The organism is Blastococcus sp. SYSU D00695 (assembly GCF_054050555.1).
On record NZ_JBJGZP010000021.1, the window covers coordinates 22,898 to 43,979 of the forward strand.

A 21,082-nucleotide genomic window follows, 5' to 3' on the forward strand; every position below is an offset into this window, starting at 1 on the left:
ATGGCCGAGCTGACCGACCTCGACGCCGCCGAGCTCGGCCGCCGGCTGGGCGCCGGTGAGGTGTCCTCGGTCGAGGTGACCCGTGCCTACCTCGACCGGATCGCCGCCGAGGACGGCGCCGTGGGCGCCTACCTGCACGTCGAGGGGGAGGCCGCGCTGCAGCGGGCCGCCGCCCTCGACGCCGCCCGCGCCGCCGGCGAGGACCTGGGGCCGCTGGCCGGCCTGCCGGTCGCGCTCAAGGACGTGTTCGTCACCGAGGGCGTGCCGACCACCAGCGGCTCGAAGATCCTCGAGGGCTGGCGGCCGCCGTACGACGCCACGGTCACCCAGCGCCTCAAGGACGCCGGCACGGTGCTGCTGGGCAAGACCAACATGGACGAGTTCGCCATGGGCAGCTCGACCGAGAACTCCGCCTACCGCGTGACCCGCAACCCGTGGGACCTCGCCCGCATCCCCGGCGGGTCCTCCGGCGGGTCGTCGGCGGCCGTCGCCGGCGGGCTCGCCCCGTGGGCGCTGGGCACCGACACCGGCGGCTCGATCCGCCAGCCGGCCGCCGTCACCGGCCTGGTCGGGCACAAGCCCACCTACGGCTCGGTGTCGCGCTTCGGCCTCATCGCCTTCTCCTCCAGCCTGGACCAGGCCGGCCCGATGGCCCGCACGGTGCTGGACGCCGCGGTGCTGCACGAGGCGATCGGCGGCCACGACCCGCGCGACTCCACGAGCATCGACGCCCCGCTGCCGCCGCTGGCCGAGTGCGCCCGCCGCGGCGCCGCCGGCGACCTGAAGGGCCTGCGGGTCGGCGTCGTCCGGGAGCTGGGCGGCGAGGGCCACACCGACGGCTACGAGGAGGGCGTCCTCGCCCGCGTGGCCGAGGCGGTGCAGCTGATCGAGGGGATGGGCGCGGAGGTCCGCGAGGTCTCCTGCCCGAGCTTCGACCTGGCGCTGCCGGCGTACTACCTGATCGCCCCCAGCGAGGCGTCGTCCAACCTGGCCCGGTTCGAGGGCATGCGCTTCGGCATCCGGGTGGCCGACGACGGCGAGCACGACCTCGACGAGGTCATGTCGCTGACCCGCGAGCAGGGCTTCGGCCCCGAGGTGAAGCGGCGCATCATCCTCGGCACCTACGCGCTGTCGGCCGGCTACTACGACGCCTACTACGGGCAGGCGCAGAAGGTCCGCACGCTCATCTCGCGCGACTTCAGCGCCGCCTTCGACGACGTCGACGTGCTGGTCAGCCCGACGACGCCGAGCGTGGCCTTCCCGCTGGGCAGCCGCGTGGAGGACCCGCTGGCCATGTACGCCGCCGACCTGTGCACGCTGCCGGCCAGCCTCGCCGGTCTGCCGGCCACCTCGGTGCCGTGCGGGCTGTCCGACGGGCTGCCGGTCGGCCTGCAGATCATGGCGCCGGCGCTGGCCGACGACCGCTGCTACGCGCTGGCCGCGGCCGTGGAGGCCGCTCTCGACGGCGCCCGCGGGCACCGGCTGCTCGCCGAGCTCCCGACCGCGGGCGGTGCGGCGTGAACGGCCCGCTCAAGGCGGCCTGGGCGCTGACCGCCTTCGTCGTCCTCGCCGGGGCCGTGCTGTGGCTGGTCACCGGCAAGGCCGTCTTCGCCGTCTTCATCGTCCTGGGCCTGCTCACCGGGATCGGCGCCTGGGTCACCGGCCGGTCCCTGCCGAAGGAGGACACGACCTCGTGACCACCACCCCCGACCGCCTCGTCGAGTTCGACGAGGTGCTGACCCGGTACGAGCCGGTCATCGGCCTGGAGACCCACGTCGAGCTGGGCACCGAGTCGAAGATGTTCTGCGGCTGCGCGACCACCTTCGGCGCCGAGCCCAACACCCAGACCTGCCCCGTCTGCCTGGGCCTGCCCGGCTCGCTGCCGGTGGCCAACGCCGCGGCGGTCGAGCACACCATCCGCATCGGCCTCGCGCTGGGCTGCCGGATCGCCGGCTGGTCGCGGTTCGCCCGGAAGAACTACTTCTACCCGGACATCCCCAAGGGCTTCCAGACCAGCCAGTACGACGAGCCGCTGTGCACCGCCGGCCACCTCGACGTCGAGGTGGACGGGCAGACGTACCGCGTCGAGATCGAGCGGGTGCACCTGGAGGAGGACACCGGCAAGAACCTGCACGTCGGTGGCGCCACCGGGCGCATCCACGGCGCCGACCACTCGCTGGTCGACTTCAACCGCGCCGGCATCCCGCTCGTGGAGATCGTCACCCGCCCCATCCCCGGTGCCGGCGCGAAGGCGCCCGAGGTCGCGCGCGCCTACGTCACCGAGCTGCGCGAGATCGTCCAGGCGCTGGGCGCCTCCGACGTCCGGATGGAGCAGGGCAGCCTGCGCTGCGACGTGAACACCTCGCTGGCGCCGATCGGCAGCCTGGAGTGGGGCACGCGCACCGAGACCAAGAACGTCAACTCGCTGCGCTCGGTGGAGCGGGCCGTGCGGTTCGAGATGCGCCGGCAGGCCGCGGTGCTCGACGACGGCGGCCGCGTGCTGCAGGAGACCCGGCACTTCCACGAGGACACCGGCAGCACCTCGCCGGGCCGGAGCAAGGAGGAGGCCACCGACTACCGGTACTTCCCCGAGCCCGACCTCGTGCCCCTGGCCCCCGACGCCGAGTGGGTGGAGAAGCTGGCCGCCGAGCTGCCCGAGCTCCCGGCCGCCCGGCGCGCCCGCCTCCAGGAGGAGTGGGGCCTGTCGGCCACCGAGATGGCCTGGCTGGTCAACGCGGACGCGCTGGGCCTGGTCGCCGACACCGTCGCCGCGGGCGCCACGCCGGCCGACGCCCGCAAGTGGTGGCTCGGCGAGCTCGCCCGCCGCGCCAACGACGCCGGCGTGGAGCTGACCGGGCTCGCGGTCACCCCGCAGCAGGTCGCGGAGCTGACCACGCTGGTCGCCGAGGGCACGATCAACGACCAGCTGGCGCGGCAGACCCTCGACGGGGTGCTCGCCGGCGAGGGCGACCCGCGGCAGGTCGTCGAGGCCCGCGGGCTGGCCGTGATGGGGGAGTCCGACGAGCTGGTCGCGGCCGTGGAGGCGGCGATCGCCGGGGCGCCCGACGTGGTGGAGAAGGTCCGCGGCGGCAAGGTGGCGGCCCTGGGGGCGCTGGTCGGTGCGGTCATGAAGGCCACCCGCGGCAAGGCCGACGCCGCCACCGTGCGCCGCATGCTCGAGGAGCGCGTCGTCGGCAGCTGAACGCCGGCACCGCGGTCCGCCCGGACCGCGGTGTCAGAGCGGGGAGTCCTCGCCGCCGGCGCCCGGCGGCAGTACGCGCAGCACCTTGTCGTCGCCGTCGCCGGGGGTGCCGATGCCGTCCCGGTTGGACGTCGTGATCCACAGGGCGCCGGTCTGCGGCTCCAGGACGACGGTCCGCAGCCGGCCGTACCGGTCCAGGAGCAGCTCCTCCGGGTCGTCCACCGGCGCCCCGGTGCCGTCGAGGGTGACGGAGTAGACCCGCCGGCCCTCCAGGGCGCCCAGGTGCACGGTCGGCCCGGCGACCGCGCACCCGGCGAGGCCGCCCGCGGCGCCGTCGACCTCCTGCACCGGCGGCGTGGCCCCCGCGCCGGGGGTCGGGAAGCCGGCGTCGCCACCGGCCACCACCTCGGTGAGCTCGTCGGCCCGGTCACCGGCGTCGTCGGTGGCGTAGAGGGTCTCGTCGCCGGACAGGCACAGGGCGGTCACGTCGCTGAAGCCGCTGCTGAACACGGGGCCGCCGTCGACCGGCTGGCCGAACACGTCCACCCGCAGCACCTTGCCGGCCAGCGAGGCCGGGTCCTGGGCCAGCGCCGGGTTCCCGGTGTCGCCGGTGCCCACGTACAGCGAGCCGTCGACGCCGAACAGCAGCGCCCCGCCGTTGTGCACCTCGCCCCGCGGGATGCCGGTGAGCACCGGGTTCGGCGTGCCGCCGAGCGGGAAGCGCACGACCCGGTTGTCGGTGGCGGTGGACAGGTAGGCGTAGACCAGCCCGTCCTCGTCGTAGGTCGGGGAGAGCGCCAGGCCGTACAGCCCGCCGTCGCCGGCGGTGTCGACGCCGGGCACGACCATCACCTCGCGGGCCGGGGACCGGTCGGCGAACACCTGCAGGACGCGGCCGGTCTCCCGCTCGGCGACCAGCGCCGACCCGTCGGGCAGCAGGACCAGGCCGGTGGGCACCGTCAGGCCGGAGGCCACCACGTTCGGGTCGTCGGCCGGGTCGCCGGGCTCACCGGAGGGCGGGGCGGGCGGCGGCGCCGGTGCCTGCCCCTCGGTGGGCGGGGCGACCTGCGGCGGCGCCCCCTCGGGCAGCGGCCGCCACTCGCCGGTGGGCTCGTAGCCCCCGCCGTCGTCCGAGCAGCCGGCGACGACCGCGGTCAGCAGCAGCGCGCACGCCAGCCGGGACGCCCGTCGCCCGCGCTCCCGCCTCACCCTGCCGACAGTACGTGCGCCGGCCCCGGGAGCGGGGGGGACGCGGGGTGGCGTGCGGGTCAGCGGCGCGGCGGGGCCGGGACGTCCAGGCGCCCGCCGGACAGGGCGGCCAGCCGCGGGAGGTCGCGCGCCCGCAGGACCGGCAGCCGCACCTCCGTGCCGTGGGTCGTGACCAGCGACAGGGCGCCGCGGTCGCCGACGCGGATGCCGGCCAGCTCGGTCCACGGCACGTGCCGGGAGCCGACGAGGGAGCGGACGGTCACGCCGTCGTCGCCGACGTCGACCCCGACCCGCAGCACCCACGCGGCGGCGGCCAGCGGGATGAGCAGCACGAACACGCCCCACCAGGCGGCGGCGGCCAGGGGCAGCGCGCAGACGAACAGCACGAGGACGGGGAGCAGCGCGGTGCGGCTCATGCGCATGCGGGCGGGGGCGGCCACGCCCGCCATGGTCCCAGATCCGCTCAGGCGGCCAGCCGGCGCAGCCGCTCCCCGGTCCCGCTGCCGGGCACGGCGGTGTAGACGACCAGCTGCACGCCGGGGGCGTCGGCCGGGGTGAGCTGGTGGTGCTCCAGCAGCAGGCTGCCGACGACGGGGTGCTCGAAGCGCCGCTCGCCCGCGCTGAACCGGTCGACGTCGCGGCTGGCCCAACCGGTGCGGAAGTGCTCGCTGGCCTGCTCCAGGCGGGCGACCAGCGCGACGACCTCCGGGTCGCTGAGCCGGGCCCCGGCCTCGGCGCGGAACTGGGTGAGGAAGCGGCGGCTGTCGGTCTCCCAGTCCCCGAGCAGGGCGCGGACCGCCGGGTCGGTGAACACCAGCCACAGCAGGTTGCGGTCGGCCGGGTCCGCGGTGGCGACGCCGGGGTAGAGGCGGGCGTAGGCGGCGTTCCAGCCGACGATCGCCCAGCTGGCGGTGATCGCGTAGGCGGGGGAGGGGTCGAGGGCGTCCAGCAGCCGCTGCAGGTGGGCGGGCAGCCCGCCGGGCTGCGACGACGGGGCCGGCGTGCCGTGGCCGGTCAGCCGCAGCACGTACTCGTGCTCGGCCGCCGACAGCCGCAGCGTGCGGGCCAGCGCGTCGACCACCTGCCGGGAGGGGTTGATGTCGCGGCCCTGCTCCAGCCACGTGTACCAGGTGTGGCTGACCCCCGACAGCAGCGCGACCTCCTCGCGGCGCAGCCCGGGCCGGCGGCGGGTGCCCCCGGGAGGCAGGCCCGCGGTCGTCGGGTCCACCTGCTGCCGGCGGGAGCGGAGGAACGCGCCGAGCTCGCGGCGGGCGGGGCTGGGCACGGACGTCCTCGCAGGGCCTCGGGTGGTGGTGTCAGTACCAGTATCACCGCTGTCTCGGCAGGTCCCGGACGGGCGCCTACCCTCTCCCCGTGACCACGGTCGAGGAACCCTCTGCAGCCACCGTCGACGTCAAGCCCCGCAGCCGCGAGGTGACCGACGGCATCACCAAGGCGCCGGCCCGCGCCATGCTGCGCGCCGTCGGCATGGGCGACGACGACTGGGACAAGCCGCAGATCGGCGTCGCCTCGTCCTGGAACGAGATCACCCCCTGCAACCTCTCGCTGGACCGGCTGGCCAAGCGGGCCAAGGAGGGCGTGCACGCCGCCGGCGGTTACCCGCTGGAGTTCGGCACCATCTCCGTCTCCGACGGCATCTCCATGGGCCACGAGGGCATGCGCGCCTCGCTGGTCTCCCGCGAGGTCATCGCCGACTCGGTCGAGACCGTCATGTTCGCCGAGCGCCTCGACGGCTCGGTGCTGCTGGCCGGCTGCGACAAGTCGCTGCCCGGGATGCTCATGGCCGCCGCCCGGCTGGACCTGGCCGCCGTGTTCCTCTACTCGGGCTCGACGCTGCCCGGGAAGCTCGGGGACAAGGACCTCACGCTCATCGACGTCTTCGAAGGCGTCGGCGCCTGCGCCGCGGGCAGGATCAGCCGCGACGAGCTCACCGCCATCGAGAAGGCCGCCTGCCCGGGCATGGGCTCCTGCGGCGGCATGTACACCGCCAACACCATGGCCAGCGTCGCCGAGGCGCTGGGCATGAGCCTGCCCGGCAGCGCCGCCCCGCCGGCCCCCGACAGCCGCCGCGACGCGTTCGCGGTCGCCTCCGGCGAGGCCGTGGTCAACCTGCTCCGCAAGGGCATCACCGCCCGGCAGATCATGACCCGCGAGGCGTTCGAGAACGCCATCACCGTGGTCATGGCGCTGGGCGGGTCCACCAACGCCGTCCTGCACCTGCTGGCGATGGCGCACGAGGCACAGGTCGAGCTGACCCTCGAGGACTTCAACCGGATCGGCGACCGCACCCCGCACCTGGCCGACGTGAAGCCCTTCGGCCGGTTCGTGATGACCGACATCGACCGGGTCGGCGGCGTGCCCGTCGTGCTGCGGGCGCTGCTGGACGCCGGCCTGCTGCACGGCGACGCGCTCACCGTGACCGGGAAGACCATGGCCGAGAACCTGGCCGACATCGCCCCGCCGGACCTCGACGGCACGATCATCCACGCGATGAACAACCCGATCCACAAGACCGGCGGCCTCACCATCCTGCGCGGCTCGCTGTCCCCGGAGGGCGCGGTCGTGAAGTCCGCGGGCTTCGACGCCGAGGTCTTCGAGGGCACCGCGCGGGTGTTCGACGGCGAGCAGGGCGCGATGGACGCCGTCACCGAGGGCACGCTGCAGCCCGACGACGTCGTCGTCATCCGCTACGAGGGCCCCCGCGGCGGCCCGGGCATGCGCGAGATGCTCGCGGTCACCGGCGCCATCAAGGGCGCGGGCCTGGGCAAGGACGTCCTGCTGCTCACCGACGGGCGCTTCTCCGGCGGCACCACCGGCCTGTGCGTCGGGCACATCGCGCCGGAGGCCACCGACGGCGGCCCGATCGCGTTCGTGCAGGACGGCGACCGGATCCGTCTGGACCTCACCACCCGCACCCTCGACCTGCTCGTGGACGACGAGGAGCTGGCCCGCCGCAAGGCGGGCTGGGAGCCGCTGCCCCCGCGCTACACCACCGGGGTGCTGGGCAAGTACGCCAAGCTGGTCGGCTCCGCGGCCACCGGCGCCATCTGCGGCTGAGGTGAACCGCGCGGGCGGGCGCACCCCCAAGGGGTGAGCCCGCCCGCCCCCGGCTCCAGCCCGGCGCCCGCAGCGCCGAGGTCTGCGGTGTGGACAGGCAGAGGTGGGCGGTGCTCGCGGGCACCGGGGCGGCGCTGGCCGTCTGCGTGGTGGCCCTCGTCGTCCCCTCCGCCCTGTGGCTCGCCGAGGTCGTCCTGGCCGCCACGTCGGCCGGCGCCACGGCCTGCGTCGTCCGCTGCGGCTGGCGCCGCCAGCGCGGCGCGCGTGGCTGGCGGCTGCTCGCCGGCTCCACCCTGTCGACGGCCGTGGCCATCGCGGCCTACCTCGTGGTCGCGCCCACCGACGACCTGGACGTCGTCCTGGTCCGCTGGGTGCCGGCGGTGCCGGGCTGCGTGCTGGCCGTCGCCGGCCTGCTGACCCTCGCCCCGCGGGAACGCTTCCGCACCGGCCGCCGGGCCGTCGTGGAGGCGGTGCTGTTCGGCGCCGCCTGCCTCACCGGCATGCAGCTGCTCGTCTTCGGCCCCGCCGGCACCTGGGCCGCCGCGTCCCCGGCCGGCCGGGCGGTGCTCGTCGCCGCCGTGCTGACGACGGCGAGCCTGCTCGTCGCCGCCCTCGTGCTCCTGGCCGCGGTCGAGAGCCACCGCCAGCCCATGGCGCTGGTGCTCCTGGCCGCGGTGCTCCTGCTCGCCGCGGGCCGCGGCCTGGGCACCTCGACGATGCTCCTCGGCCTCCACCAGGCGGCCACCGCCAGCCTCATGCTCCTCGTCGCCGGCCTGGGGCTGCTCGCCCTCGCCGTGACCCTCGACCCGGGCCCCGGGGAGGGAGGGGCCCGCCGCCCCCGCTCCGGGCGCTCCGTGCGCCTGGGCGAGGTGCTGCCGCACCTGGCGATGCTGGGGACGCTGCTGGCCGTCGCCGTCACCCACCTCGCCGGCCAGCGCGCCTCGGTGGCGACCGTCGTCGGCAGCGTCGCCTGCGTCGCGCTCGTCGGCGTCCACCGCTGGGTGGCGGCGCTGGACGAGGCCCGCCAGAGCACCCGGATCCTGCGCAGCGAGGCGTGGTTCCGCGAGGTCGTGCGCTCCGGCGGCGACGGCGTCCTCGTGCTCGACCCCGACCTGCGCATCACATGGACCTCGCCGGCCGTGGCGCGGATGCTGGGCGCCGGCACCGACCTGACCGGCCGCGACCTGCTCACCGTCACCCACCCCGCCGACGTGCTGCCCGCCGCCCACGCGCTGCACCCCGACGGCGCCGGGCCGGGGGAGTCCCCGTGCGGCCGGGTCGTGCTGCGCCTGCCGCACACCGACGGCAGCTGGCGCCACGTCGAGGCCGACGTCGCCGACCTGCGGGCCCGTCCCGAGGTGGGCGCCCTCGTCCTGCACTGCCGGGACGTCACCGAGCGCCACGCCCGCGAGCAGGCGCTCGAGGACGTCGCGTTCACCGACCCGACGACGGGGCTGCCCAACCGGGCCGGGTTCGACCGGGTCCTGGAGCAGCGGCTGGTTGACCCCGCCGCACCGCCGGCCACCCTGCTGCTCGTCGAGCTCGACGGGCTGGCCGAGGTCCGCGAGGACGCCGGCCGCGACATGGCCTCCTCGGTGCTGGTTGAGCTGGGCCGCCGGCTGCGGACCACCGTGCGCGGGGACGAGCCCGTCGCCCGGCTGGGCGGGGACGCCTTCGCCGTCCTGGCCGAGGGCGACCCGCGCACCGGGGACCTGCTGGCCGACCGCTGCCTGTCGGCGGTCGAGCAGCCGCTCACCACCGCCGCCGGGGTCTACGACCTGACCGCCGACATCGGGCTGGTCCCGCTGGAGGCCGGCACCGCCCTCGGCGAGGTCTGGACCCGCGCCGAGATCGCCGTCCGCGCCGCCCGCCGGGCCGGTCGCGGCAGCGCCCGCCGCTTCGACCCCGCCCTGGGGGCCGCCGCCGAGCGCCGGGCCCGCCTGCGCGAGGACCTGCCGGGCGCCTGTGCCCGCGGCGAGCTGTCGGTGGCGTTCCAGCCGGTCGTCTCGCTGGCCGAGCAGCGCATCGTCGGCGTCGAGGCCCTGCTGCGCTGGCGCCACCCCGAGCTGGGCGACGTCCCGCCGCGGGAGTTCGTGCCGATCGCCGAGCGCGCCGGCGTGATCGGCGACGTGCAGCGCTGGGCGCTGGAGCAGGCCGCCCGCGCGGCCGTCGCCCTGCCGGTGGTGCACGCGCCGCTGCGGCTGGGCGTCAACATCTCCGCCTCGCACGTCGCCGCCCGCACCCTCGTGGGCGACGTCGCGGCCGCCCTGCAGTGCACCGGGCTGCCTCCCGAGCGGCTGATCCTGGAGATCACCGAGGCGACGCTGCTGGCCGACACCGAGGCCATCGCCGTCGACGTCGAGGCGCTGCGGCTCATGGGCGTGCACGTGGCGCTGGACGACTTCGGCACCGGGCACTCCACGCTCGCCCACCTCAGCGCCCTGCCCATCGACGTGCTCAAGCTGGACCGGGACTTCGTCTCCCGCGTCGACCGGCACCCGCCCAGCCGCGCGCTGTGCGAGTCCGTCATCGCCATCGGCCGCGCCCTCGGGGTCGACGTCGTCGCCGAGGGGGTGGAGACCCCGGCCCAGCTGGGCGTGCTGCGCGGCCTCGGCTGCGGCTTCGCGCAGGGCTTCCTGCTCTCCCGGCCGCTGCCCCTGTCCGAGCTCACCGCCCTGCTGCAGACCGGGGCGGGTGTGCTGTGGCCCGGTCTGGTGGGCACCCGGTGACCGCCACCGGCCGGACCCGGGGACCGGCCCGCGCGGTGGTGCTGGTGCAGGTGCTGCTCGCGCTGCTGGGCGGGGCCTGCGCCTGGCTGCAGCTCAGCGGCTCCCCGCTCGCGCTGCGGCTGGTGCCGCTCGCGCTCGCGATCGCCTCCGGGGCGGGCGCGGCGCTGCTGCTGGCCCTCGGCGCGCGGCTGCCCGGCCGGTCCGGGCGCCCCTGGCGGACGCTCGCCGTGGCCGGCGCCCTGCTCGCCGTCGGCCAGGTCGTGGCCACGGTGCGCGCCGGGTCCGGTCAGCCGTCGACCGGCGGCGCCGAGGACCTGCCGATGCTCGCCGCCGTCCCGGTCGCGATCGCCGGTGCGGTCTGGCTGCTGCCGCCCCGCGCCGGACGGCGGGTCGGCTCGCGCGTCCTGCTCGACGGCCTGATCGTCACCGTCTCCCTCGCCGTCCTGTGCCACCTCGTGCTCGGGCACCTGCTGCCGCAGGGCCTGTTGGGCCCGGGTGGGGCGGCCGGGGACCTCATCTCCTTCGGCTACCCGCTGGTCGGCGCGGTCCTGTGCGGCGTCGGGCTGGTCCCGGTCACCGCGGTCGCCGAGCCGCGCCGGGCGGCCGCCACCTGGCTGCTGTGCGCCTTCCTGGCCATGTCGGTCGTGGCGGTCGGCGGCGCGCTGGGCCGCACCAACGGCACCGTCGCGCCGACGGTCCTGGCGGTCCTGGCGTGGCTGGCCATGCTCGCCGCCGCCGTCCGGGGCGCGGCGCTCGACCCGGGGGAGCCCCCGGCCGGCACCCCGGTGCACCGCACGCTGCCGCTGCGCGGCGGTCTGGCGGCGCTGGCCGCCGCGGGCGTCGTGCTCGCCGCGCTGACCGGTGGCGCCGCCGTCGGCGGCAGGGTCACCGACGAGGAGGGCGCGGGCGGCCTGCTCGTCGTCGGCCTGATGTCGGTGCGCACCCTGCTCTGGGCGCTGGACGCGCACGTGCTGACCCGCCGGCTGCAGCGCGCCGAGCGCCGCTTCCGCGCGCTCGTGCACAGCGGCGACGGCGTGACCGTCGTCCTCGACGCGACCGGCCGGGTCTCCTGGGCCTCGGGCCCGGTGGCCGAGCAGCTCGGCTGGGACGACGAGGAGCTGACCGGCCGGACGCTGGCCCTGCTCCTGCACCCGCCGCACCGGGCGACGTTCGCCGGGGTCGTGGCCGCCGTCCGCGCGGGCACGGCCGTGGAGCTCCCGGTCACCGTGCGCCTGCAGGGCCGCGCCGGCGCCTGGCACGACGTCGAGGTGCTCGGCGCCGCCCCCGACGGCGACCCCGACCGCGGCCTGGTGCTGCACCTGCGCGACGTCACCGAGCGCAGCACCACCCAGCGCGAGCTCGAGCGCATGGCCTACACCGACTTCCTCACCGGCCTGCCCAACCGGGCCCGGCTGATGGCCACGCTGGACGCCGCCCTCGCGCGCGCCGGCACCGGCTCCCGCGCCTGCCTGCTCCTGCTGGACCTCGACGGCTTCAAGTCGGTCAACGACGTCGCGGGGCACGAGGCCGGCGACCAGCTGCTGCGGGAGGTGGCCGCCCACCTGTCCGGCGCCGCGCGCGAGGGCGACCTGGTGGCCCGGCTGGGCGGCGACGAGTTCGCCGTGGTCGTGGACTCCGGCCCCGACGAGGCCCTCGCGCTGGCCGAGCGGCTGGTCGCCGGGCTGGACCGCACGCACCGCTTCCCCACGGCCGCCGGCGCCGCCGGGGACGCACCGGTGGCCGGACCGCCGCTGCACGTGTCGGCGAGCATCGGCGTCGCCGAGATCGGCCCGCACGGCGACGCCTCGGCGACCATGCGCGAGGCCGACCTCGCGCTGCGCACCGCCAAGGCCGACGGCAAGAACGGCGTCCGCGCCACCGGCCAGGCCATCGTGGAGGAGACCGGACGGCGCAGCCGGCTGGCCCGCGACCTGCCGCTGGCTCTCGAGCGGGGGGAGCTGCGGGTCGTCTACCAGCCCGTCGTCGGCCTCGTCGAGCGCCGGGTCCTCGGCCTGGAGGCGCTGGTCCGCTGGGAGCACCCCGAGCTCGGCTCCGTCTCGCCGGAGGAGTTCGTCACCCTCGCCGAGGAGGACGGGCTGATCGTGCCGCTGCAGCGGTGGGTGATCCGCACCGCGACCGCCCAGCACGCGCGGCTGGTCGCCGGCGGCCGCGACCTGCGGCTCGGCGTCAACGTGTCGGCGCTGCACGTGCAGGCCCGCTGCCTGGTCGAGGACGTGACCGACGCGCTGGAAGCCGCCGGGCTGGCCGCCGACCGGCTGATGATCGAGCTGACGGAGTCGGTGTTCACCGACGACGCGGAGCTGCTGCGCAGCACCCTGGCGGAGCTGTCCGACCTCGGCTGCGTCATCTCCCTCGACGACTTCGGCCGCGGGGCGTCGTCGCTCACGCAGCTGGCCGGCCTGCCGGTCGAGGTGCTGAAGATGGACCGCGGCTTCGTCACCGGCATCGAGTCCGACGCCCGGCGGGCGGCGCTCGTGGCGGCGGTGGTCGACCTCGGCCGCACGCTGGGCATGGACATCGTCGCCGAGGGCGTCGAGACCCCGGGCCAGCTGGCCGCGCTCGGGGCGCTCGGCTGCCGGTTCGTCCAGGGCTGGCTGCTCGGCCGGCCGGTGCCGGCCGACGCGCTCGCCGAGGTGGTCGACGGGTTCGACGCCGCCGTCGTCGACGTGGCGACGGCTGCCGACGTGTCCCACGACACGCACGACACCGTCCACCTCGTGGGACGGCACGGTTGACGCGGAGGGTGCCCCGGGAGCACAGTGGCTCCGTGCCCTCCGCCTGCACCCTGCTCGTAGTCGCCTAGCGCGTCGGTCGCCGACCGACGCGCTGACCCCTCCGTGCCCGCGGCACGAGGGGTTTTTTTGCGCCCGGAGCCGGCGGCGCCCGCTCCGGCCCCTCCACCCCGATCCCCAGCCGCTGTCACCAGGCCCCGCCAGGAGAACGCCGACATGAGCACCACCACCCCGAGCGAGCAACCGACCCGCGACGCCGCCGCCGCGCTGGCCGGCGTGGAGACCGGCGCCCGCTCGGTCGCCGAGGCCGCGCACGCGCCCCAGCAGGGCATCACCGGCGCCCAGAGCCTGGTGCGCTCCCTCGAGGCGGTCGGCGTCGAGGTCGTCTTCGGCATCCCCGGCGGCGCGATCCTGCCGCTCTACGACCCGCTGTTCGACTCGCAGGTGCGCCACGTCCTGGTCCGCCACGAGCAGGGCGCCGGGCACGCGGCCACCGGGTACGCGCAGGCCACCGGCCGGGTCGGCGTCTGCATGGCCACCTCCGGTCCCGGCGCCACCAACCTGGTGACGCCGCTGGCCGACGCCTACATGGACTCGGTCCCGATCGTGGCGATCACCGGGCAGGTGCCCAGCGGCGCGATCGGCACCGACGCCTTCCAGGAGGCGGACATCCGCGGCATCACGATGCCGATTACCAAGCACAACTTCCTGGTCACCGACGCCGCGGAGATCCCGCAGCGCATCGCCGAGGCCTTCCACCTGGCCAGCACCGGGCGCCCCGGACCGGTCCTGGTCGACGTCCCCAAGGACGTGCTGCAGGCCACCACCGACTTCTCCTGGCCGCCGCGGCTGGACCTGCCCGGCTACAAGCCGACGACGCGCCCGCACGGCAAGCAGGTCCGCGAGGCCGCCGCGATGATCACCGCCGCCCGGCGACCGGTGCTCTACGTGGGCGGGGGCGTCATCAAGGCGGGCGCGACCGCGGAGCTGGCGGAGCTGGCGCACCTGACGGGCGCGCCCGTGGTCACCACGCTGATGGCCCGCGGCGCCTTCCCCGACAGCGACCGCCAGCACCTGGGCATGCCCGGCATGCACGGCACCGTCGCGGCGGTCACCTCGCTGCAGAAGGCCGACCTGATCGTCGCCCTCGGCGCCCGCTTCGACGACCGGGTGACCGGCAACCTCGCCTCCTTCGCCCCCGAGGCCCGGGTCGTGCACGCCGACATCGACCCCGCCGAGATCGGCAAGAACCGCAAGGCCGACGTGCCGATCGTCGGGGACGCCAAGGAGACGATCGGCGACCTGGTCGCCGCCGTCCGCGCCGAGCACGAGGCCGGGCGCACGCCGGACCTGGCGGACTGGTGGGCCCAGCTGGACGACTGGCGCACCCGCTACCCGCTGGGCTACGACGAGCCCGAGGACGGCTCGCTGTCCCCGCAGTACGTCATCGAGCGGCTGGGCGCGATCGCCGGCCCGGACGCGATCTACACCTCCGGCGTCGGCCAGCACCAGATGTGGGCCGCGCAGTTCATCCGCTACGAGAAGCCGGGCACCTGGCTCAACAGCGGCGGCGCCGGGACGATGGGCTACGCCGTGCCGGCCGCGATGGGTGCCAAGTACGGCTGCCCGGACACCACCGTGTGGGCCATCGACGGCGACGGCTGCTTCCAGATGACCAACCAGGAGCTGGCCACCTGCGCCATCGAGGGCATCCCGGTCAAGGTCGCGGTCATCAACAACGGCAACCTGGGCATGGTCCGGCAGTGGCAGACCCTCTTCTACGAGGGCCGGTACTCCAACACCAAGCTGCACCCCGTCGACGAGAAGGGGGAGCGCAAGCCGATCCGCATCCCCGACTTCGTCGCGCTCGCCGAGGCGCTGGGCTGCGTGGGGCTGCGCTGCGAGTCCAAGGACGACGTGGACGCCGTGATCGAGAAGGCCATGGCGATCACCGACGCCCCGGTCGTCATCGACTTCGTGGTCGGTGCCGACGCGCAGGTGTGGCCGATGGTCGCCGCCGGCGCCAGCAACGACGACATCCTGGCCGCGCGCGACCTGCGCCCGGTCTTCGGCGACGACCAGGTGTAAGGACCCCCTCCCTCCCCACCACCTCGCTGCGCTCGGCGGCGGGCCCCTGGGAGGGGGCCGCCGCTGGTGCCGCCGCGAACCGAAAGGAACGTTGGGTAGATGACCCGCCACACGCTGTCGGTCCTCGTCGAGAACAAGTCCGGCGTCCTGGCCCGCGTCTCGGCGCTGTTCAGCCGCCGCGGCTTCAACATCGAGTCCCTCGCCGTCGGCCCGACCGAGAACCCCGACCTCTCCCGGATGACGATCGTCGTGGACGCCGAGTCCGCGCCGCTGGAGCAGATCACCAAGCAGCTCAACAAGCTCATCGAGGTCATCAAGATCGTCGAGCTCGAGAGCGGGGCCGCCGTCCAGCGCGAGCTGCTCCTGGTCAAGGTGCGCGCGCCCATGGCCGACCGCACCCAGGTGCTGCAGACCGCCGATCTCTTCCGGGCCCGGGTGATCGACGTCAACACCGACACCGTCACCCTCGAGGCGACGGGCACGCCCGACAAGCTGCAGGCGCTGCTCGCCGTGCTGTCCCCGCTGGGCATCAAGGAGATGGCCCAGTCGGGCACGGTCGCCCTGGGCCGGGGTCCGCGGTCGATGTCCGGCGCCGGTACCTTGCGCCCGGTGGACCGCACCGCCTGAGGAAGGACCCCCGTGCCCCGCCACCGCTCGCCAGCTCGCGGCGGGCGCCTGCACGGGGGCCATCACGACTCGTCCACGCAGAGAACCCACTGAAGGAGTACGTACCGCATGGCCGCCGAGATCTTCTACGACGACGACGCCGACCTGTCGATCATCCAGGGGCGCACCGTCGCCGTCCTCGGGTACGGCAGCCAGGGTCACGCCCACGCGCTGTCGCTGCGCGACTCCGGGGTCGACGTGCGCGTCGGTCTCCCCGAGGGCAGCAAGAGCCGCGCCAAGGCCGAGGCCGAGGGCCTGCGGGTCGTCACGCCGGCCGAGGCGGCCGCCGAGGCGGACCTGATCATGATCCTGGCGCCGGACCACGTGCAGCGGCACCTGTACACCGAGTCGGTCGAGCCCAACCTGCAGGACGGCGACGCGCTGTTCTTCGGGCACGGCTTCAACATCCGCTTCGGCTACATCAAGCCCCCGGCCGGCGTCGACGTCGCCATGGTCGCCCCCAAGGGCCCCGGCCACCTGGTCCGCCGCGAGTTCGAGAACGGCAAGGGCGTGCCCTGCCTCGTCGCCGTCGAGCAGGACGCCAGCGGCAGCGCGCTGCAGCTCGCGCTCTCCTACGCCAAGGCCATCGGCGGCGCCCGCGCCGGCGTCATCAAGACGACCTTCGCCGAGGAGACCGAGACCGACCTGTTCGGTGAGCAGGCCGTCCTCTGCGGTGGCGCCAGCGCGCTCATCACCGCCGGGTTCGAGACCCTGACCGAGGCCGGCTACCAGCCCGAGGTGGCCTACTTCGAGTGCCTGCACGAGCTGAAGCTGATCGTCGACCTCATGTACGAGGGCGGCATCGCCAAGCAGCGCTGGTCGGTCTCCGACACCGCCGAGTACGGCGACTACACCTCCGGCCCCAAGGTCATCGACGCCCGCGTCAAGGAGTCGATGGGCGAGGTCCTCGCGGCGATCAAGGACGGCTCGTGGGCCGCGGCCTTCATCGCCGACCAGGACGCCGGCGCCCCGGACTTCAAGCGCCGCCGCGCCGAGGCCGAGGCGCACCCGATCGAGGAGACCGGGCGCAAGCTGCGTGGCCTCATGAGCTGGGTGTCGGCCTCCGACGACTACACCGGCACCGCCGCCCGCGACTGACCGAGGTCCCCGGCCTGCCGCACCCCGGTGCGGGGGGCCGGGACACGACGAGGCCCCCCGCTGCAGCGCAGCGGGGGGCCTCGTCGTGTGCGGGGGAGCGGCTCAGTAGGCCATGCCCCGGGACGCGTAGTACTGCTTGGCCTGCGGCTGCAGCAGGAAGAACACGATGAGCCCGGGCAGCACGAAGCCCAGCAGGCCGAAGAACAGGAAGCCGTACCCGCTGACCAGGCCCCAGATCAGCGTGAGCAGCTGGACGCCGATGGAGCCGTAGCTGCCCAGCAGGAGCAGGCGCGGCGACTTCCCCTGCACGGCCAGGATGCCGCCGGCGAGCAGCACCGCGGCCGCGGCCACCGACAGCAGGTTCAGCAGGCCGAGGAAGGCGTCGAAGCTGAACAGGATGCCGAGGCTGAACAGGGCCAGCAGGCCCAGGGCGCCGATGACGATGCCGATGACCGCCGCCGCCGTCACCTGCCCCGGCCGCTGGCCGGCCGGCCCGCCGTAGCCGTAGCCGGGCTGCGGGGCGCCGTAGCCCGGCTGGGGGGCGCCGTAGCCGGGCTGGGGGGCGCCGTAGCCCGGCTGCGGGGCGCCGTAGGGGTTGTTCGGGTCGGGACTGGTCATGCGCTGGTTCCTCCTGGGGATGGGTCCGGGTGCCGTGGGTCGGCGAGTCGCCGGGTCGGCGGCGCAGCCTAGGGCCCGGGGGCCCTCGGCGGCGGCAACGAGTGCGTCAGTGCGGGCGGCGGGCCCGCTGCGCGGCGAACCAGCCGGAGGCCTGCCGGTTGGACAGCAGGACGACGATCAGGATCGACACGACGAGCCCGACGAGCCCGACCACGAGGCCGCCGGGCCCCTCGTCCTCGACCGAGCCGATCCCGCCGAGGAACGTCAGGCCGGTGCCGGCGATCGCGATCGAGCCGCCCACGATGAGCAGCACCCGGCTGCGGCCGGTCAGCGCCCACACCGAGCCCCAGATCGTCACCACGGTCCAGGCCAGCGCCAGGACGCCGAAGAACAGCAGGATGCCGCCGGCGGCGCCGATCGCGTCGCCGAGGAAGCCGGGGGCGTCGCCCAGGCTGGTGGCCGCCGCCCCGTAGACGAGCAGCGCCACCGTGACCAGCACGCCGAGGGCGCCCCAGACGAAGCCGAGGACGGCGGCCGCCGCCACGCCCCCCGGGCGGGCCGGCGCTCCCGCGTGCCCGCCGTAGGGGCCGGGCGCGTACGGGCCGGGTGCGTACCCGGCCGGCTGGTACGGGGCCTGCGGCCCGGCGGCCACCTGGCCCGGGGCAGACCAGTACGGGGCGGGTGCGGCCGGCGGCTGGTGCGGCTGGCCGTACGGGTCGCCGGTGGACGGCTCGGTGCCGTAGCTGCTCATGGGGTCCCTCCTGGGTGCCGGTCTGCCCGGCTGACGGCGGCCAGGATGGGGGGCCGGCCCGTCCCCGGCAAGGACACCCGGCCCGCGCCGCGCTGGTCGGCGCGACGGGAGTGGTCGCCTGCGACACGGGGGGCGGGCGGGACCGCGGAGAGGGCCGCTCTAGGCTGTGGCCCCGTGACTGCCTCGCTGCCCGGCGCCGCGCCCGTCGTCCTGATCGCCGAAGAGCTCGCCCCGAGCGTCCTGGAGGTCCTCGGCGCCGACGTCGAGATCCGCCACGTCGACGGGGCCGACCGGGCCGCGCTGCTGCCCGCCCTCGCCGACGCCGCCGCGGTGATGATCCGCAGCGCCACCCAGATCGACGCCGAGGCGCTCGCCGCCGCCCCGAACCTGAAGGTCGTCGCCCGCGCCGGCATCGGCCTGGACAACGTCGACGTCGCCGCCGCCACCGAGCGGGGCGTCATGGTGGTCAACGCGCCCACCTCCAACATCACCAGCGCCGCCGAGCACGCGGTGGCGCTGCTGCTCGCCGCCGCCCGGCAGATCCCGGCCGCGGACGCCTCGCTGCGCGAGGGTGCCTGGAAGCGCTCGAAGTTCATGGGCGTCGAGGTCACCGACAAGACCGTCGGCGTCGTCGGCCTCGGCCGGATCGGCGTGCTGGTCGCCCAGCGGCTCGCGGCCTTCGGCACGACGCTCATCGCCTACGACCCCTACATCCAGCCCGGCCGCGCCGCGCAGCTCGGCGTCCGGCTGGTCTCGCTGGAGGAGCTGCTCCGCGAGTCGGACTTCATCACCATCCACCTGCCCAAGACGCCCGAGACGCTGGGGCTGATCGGCGCCGAGCAGCTGGCCACCACCAAGAAGGGCGTCATCATCGTCAACGCCGCCCGCGGTGGGCTGGTCGACGAGGCGGCGCTGGCCGACGCGCTGCGCTCCGGGCAGGTCGGGGCCGCCGGTCTCGACGTGTACGCCAAGGAGCCGTGCACCGACAGCCCGCTGTTCGGGCTGCCCAACACCGTCGTCACCCCGCACCTGGGCGCCTCCACGACCGAGGCGCAGGACAAGGCCGGCACCGCCGTCGCCCACTCGGTGCGGCTGGCCCTGCAGGGCGAGTTCGTGCCGGACGCGGTGAACGTCCAGGCCGGCGGCGTCGTCGCCGAGGACGTGCGGCCCGGCCTGCCCCTGGCCGAGAAGCTCGGCACCGTCTTCACCGCGGTCGCCGGCGGGCTGGCCCAGTCGCTGACCGTCGACGTGCGCGGCAAGCTCGCCGAGTTCGACGTCTCGGTGCTGCAGCTCGCCGTCCTCAAGGGCGTGTTCGCCGACGTGGTCGAGGACCAGGTCACCTACGTCAACGCCCCGCTGTTCGCCGAGCAGCGCGGCCTCGAGGTCGCCCTCACCAGCGACCTGGAGAGCCCGGACTACCGCAACCTCGTCCGGATCCGCGGCGCGATGGCCGACGGCACCGAGGTCACGGTGTCGGGGACGCTGTTCGGCAAGAACCAGCTGCCCAAGCTCACCGAGATCGACGGGTTCGACATGGACCTCGACCTCAGCGGCCACCTGCTCTTCTTCGTGTACACCGACCGGCCCGGCGTCGTCGGCACCGTCGGCGCGGCCCTGGGCGAGGCGGGCGTGAACATCGCCGGTGCCCAGGTCAGCCGCACCACCAAGGGCGGCGAGGCGCTGATGGCGGTCGCCGTCGACAGCCTCGTGCCGGCCGAGCTGCTCGCCGACATCGCGGGCCGGATCGGCGCCCGCGAGGCGCGCGCCGCCGACCTGTGAGCGCCCCGACCACCCCGGAGGACGCGGCGGGGGCCCGGCTAGGGTCGGGCCCCATGCGCCTGGCAGTCATCGCGGGAGACGGGATCGGTCCGGAGGTCGTCGCCGAGGGGTTGAAGGTCCTGGGCGGGGTCGCCCCGGACCTGGAGACCACCTCCTACGACCTGGGGGCGGCCCGCTGGCAGCGGACCGGCGAGCTGCTGCCCGACTCGGTCCTCGACGAGCTGCGCCAGCACGACGCGATCCTGCTCGGCGCCATCGGCGACCCGAGCGTGCCGCCGGGCATCCTGGAGCGCGGTCTGCTGCTGCGCCTGCGCTTCGAGCTCGACCACCACGTCAACCTGCGCCCGGCGCGGCTGTTCGACGGCGTGCGCAGCCCGCTCGCGGCGCCCGGCGCCATCGACATGCTGTGCATCCGCGAGGGCACCGAGGGCCCCTACGTCGGCAACGGCGGCGTCCTGCGGCGCGACACCCCGCAGGAGATCGCGACCGAGGTCAGCCTCAACACCGCCTTCGGCGTCGAGCGCGTCGTCCGGTACGCCTTCGAGCGCGCCGTCGCCCGCCCGCGCAAGCACCTCACGCTGATCCACAAGACCAACGTGCTCACCCACGCCGGGTCGCTGTGGTCGCGGACGGTGGAGGAGGTCTCCGCCGAGTTCCCCGAGGTCACGGTGGCCTACCAGCACGTGGACGCGGCGACGATGTTCTTCGTGACCGACCCGGGCCGGTTCGACGTCATCGTCACCGACAACCTGTTCGGCGACATCGTCACCGACCTGGCCGCGGCCGTCACCGGCGGCATCGGCCTGGCGGCCAGCGGCAACCTCGACGCCTCGGGAACCAACCCGAGCATGTTCGAGCCGGTGCACGGCTCGGCGCCCGACATCGCGGGCACCGGCGTCGCCGACCCGACGGCGACCGTGCTGTCGGTCGGCCTGCTGCTGGAGCACCTGGGCCGGCTCGACCAGGCCAAGAAGGTGACCGCGGCGGTCGCGTTCGACGTGTCCACGCGGGACCCGCAGGCGACGATCCGCACGCAGGAGGTCGGCGACCGCCTCGCGGCGCTCGCCTCCGGCTGAGGCCCCCGGCGTCCCGGCGCCCGCTGCCCTCCGGG

The 21,082-nt window shown here is 75.4% G+C and carries 16 protein-coding genes; 11 read left to right on the plus strand and 5 right to left on the minus strand.

The features are described from left to right. The 3 genes from gatA to gatB are packed head-to-tail and all read left to right on the plus strand — an operon-like array spanning position 1 to position 3,202. The gene (gatA, locus tag ACI781_RS14240; RefSeq protein WP_456566767.1) at positions 1-1,521 is read left to right on the plus strand and encodes an Asp-tRNA(Asn)/Glu-tRNA(Gln) amidotransferase subunit GatA; all 1,521 of its coding nucleotides are present in this window, start codon (positions 1-3) and stop codon (positions 1,519-1,521) included. Next, the gene (locus ACI781_RS14245) at positions 1,518-1,697 is read left to right on the plus strand and encodes a hypothetical protein (RefSeq protein WP_456566768.1); all 180 of its coding nucleotides are present in this window, start codon (positions 1,518-1,520) and stop codon (positions 1,695-1,697) included. The genes gatA and ACI781_RS14245 overlap by 4 nt, the downstream gene beginning before the upstream one ends. Further along, positions 1,694-3,202, plus strand: a complete 1,509-nt coding sequence (gene gatB / locus ACI781_RS14250; protein WP_456566769.1) for an Asp-tRNA(Asn)/Glu-tRNA(Gln) amidotransferase subunit GatB — start codon at positions 1,694-1,696, stop codon at positions 3,200-3,202. Before ACI781_RS14245 ends, gatB begins: the two co-directional genes overlap by 4 nt. A gap of 33 nt (positions 3,203-3,235) precedes the next feature. On the opposite strand, the gene ACI781_RS14255 is transcribed toward gatB, so the two are convergent. The 3 genes from ACI781_RS14255 to ACI781_RS14265 are packed head-to-tail and all read right to left on the minus strand — an operon-like array spanning position 3,236 to position 5,696. Further along, a complete protein-coding gene (locus ACI781_RS14255) occupies positions 3,236-4,411 on the minus strand; it encodes a PQQ-dependent sugar dehydrogenase (RefSeq protein ID WP_456566770.1) in 1,176 nt (391 codons plus the stop codon). 59 nt (positions 4,412-4,470) lie between these two features. Continuing rightward, positions 4,471-4,851, minus strand: coding sequence for a PH domain-containing protein (locus ACI781_RS14260; RefSeq protein WP_456566771.1), 381 nt, complete (start codon positions 4,849-4,851; stop codon positions 4,471-4,473). Between the two features lie 23 nt (positions 4,852-4,874). Beyond that, positions 4,875-5,696, minus strand: a complete 822-nt coding sequence (locus ACI781_RS14265) for a helix-turn-helix transcriptional regulator (protein ID WP_456566772.1) — start codon at positions 5,694-5,696, stop codon at positions 4,875-4,877. Positions 5,697-5,785: 89 nt separating this feature from the next. Between ACI781_RS14265 and ilvD the strand changes: the two genes are divergently transcribed. From ilvD to ilvC, 6 genes are all read left to right on the plus strand, one after another. After that, on the plus strand, positions 5,786-7,489 hold the full coding sequence (ilvD, locus tag ACI781_RS14270) for a dihydroxy-acid dehydratase (protein WP_456566773.1): 1,704 nt from the start codon (positions 5,786-5,788) through the stop codon (positions 7,487-7,489). 89 nt (positions 7,490-7,578) lie between these two features. Next, entirely contained in the window at positions 7,579-10,218 is a 2,640-nt protein-coding gene (locus tag ACI781_RS14275) for a putative bifunctional diguanylate cyclase/phosphodiesterase (RefSeq protein ID WP_456566774.1), read from the plus strand. Continuing rightward, complete coding sequence (locus ACI781_RS14280; RefSeq protein ID WP_456566775.1) at positions 10,215-12,974, plus strand: putative bifunctional diguanylate cyclase/phosphodiesterase; 2,760 nt, start codon at positions 10,215-10,217, stop codon at positions 12,972-12,974. The genes ACI781_RS14275 and ACI781_RS14280 overlap by 4 nt, the downstream gene beginning before the upstream one ends. 213 nt (positions 12,975-13,187) lie before the next feature. Further along, on the plus strand, positions 13,188-15,059 hold the full coding sequence (locus tag ACI781_RS14285; RefSeq protein ID WP_456566776.1) for an acetolactate synthase large subunit: 1,872 nt from the start codon (positions 13,188-13,190) through the stop codon (positions 15,057-15,059). 99 nt (positions 15,060-15,158) lie between these two features. Then, on the plus strand, positions 15,159-15,686 hold the full coding sequence (gene ilvN, locus ACI781_RS14290) for an acetolactate synthase small subunit (protein ID WP_456566777.1): 528 nt from the start codon (positions 15,159-15,161) through the stop codon (positions 15,684-15,686). 108 nt (positions 15,687-15,794) lie between these two features. After that, positions 15,795-16,823: a ketol-acid reductoisomerase gene (gene ilvC / locus ACI781_RS14295; RefSeq protein ID WP_456566778.1), complete on the plus strand. Its 1,029-nt coding sequence runs from the start codon at positions 15,795-15,797 to the stop codon at positions 16,821-16,823. A 102-nt stretch (positions 16,824-16,925) separates the two neighbouring features. Here ilvC and ACI781_RS14300 read toward each other — a convergent pair whose 3' ends face one another. Beyond that, positions 16,926-17,441: a hypothetical protein gene (locus ACI781_RS14300; RefSeq protein ID WP_456566779.1), complete on the minus strand. Its 516-nt coding sequence runs from the start codon at positions 17,439-17,441 to the stop codon at positions 16,926-16,928. 106 nt (positions 17,442-17,547) lie between these two features. Next, complete coding sequence (locus ACI781_RS14305; protein ID WP_456566780.1) at positions 17,548-18,192, minus strand: hypothetical protein; 645 nt, start codon at positions 18,190-18,192, stop codon at positions 17,548-17,550. A 174-nt stretch (positions 18,193-18,366) separates the two neighbouring features. On the opposite strand from ACI781_RS14305, the gene serA reads away from it, so the two are divergent. Next, a complete protein-coding gene (gene serA, locus ACI781_RS14310) occupies positions 18,367-19,971 on the plus strand; it encodes a phosphoglycerate dehydrogenase (protein WP_456566781.1) in 1,605 nt (534 codons plus the stop codon). Positions 19,972-20,024: 53 nt separating this feature from the next. Then, the gene (locus tag ACI781_RS14315) at positions 20,025-21,047 is read left to right on the plus strand and encodes a 3-isopropylmalate dehydrogenase (protein WP_456566782.1); all 1,023 of its coding nucleotides are present in this window, start codon (positions 20,025-20,027) and stop codon (positions 21,045-21,047) included. Positions 21,048-21,082: the final 35 nt, after the last annotated feature.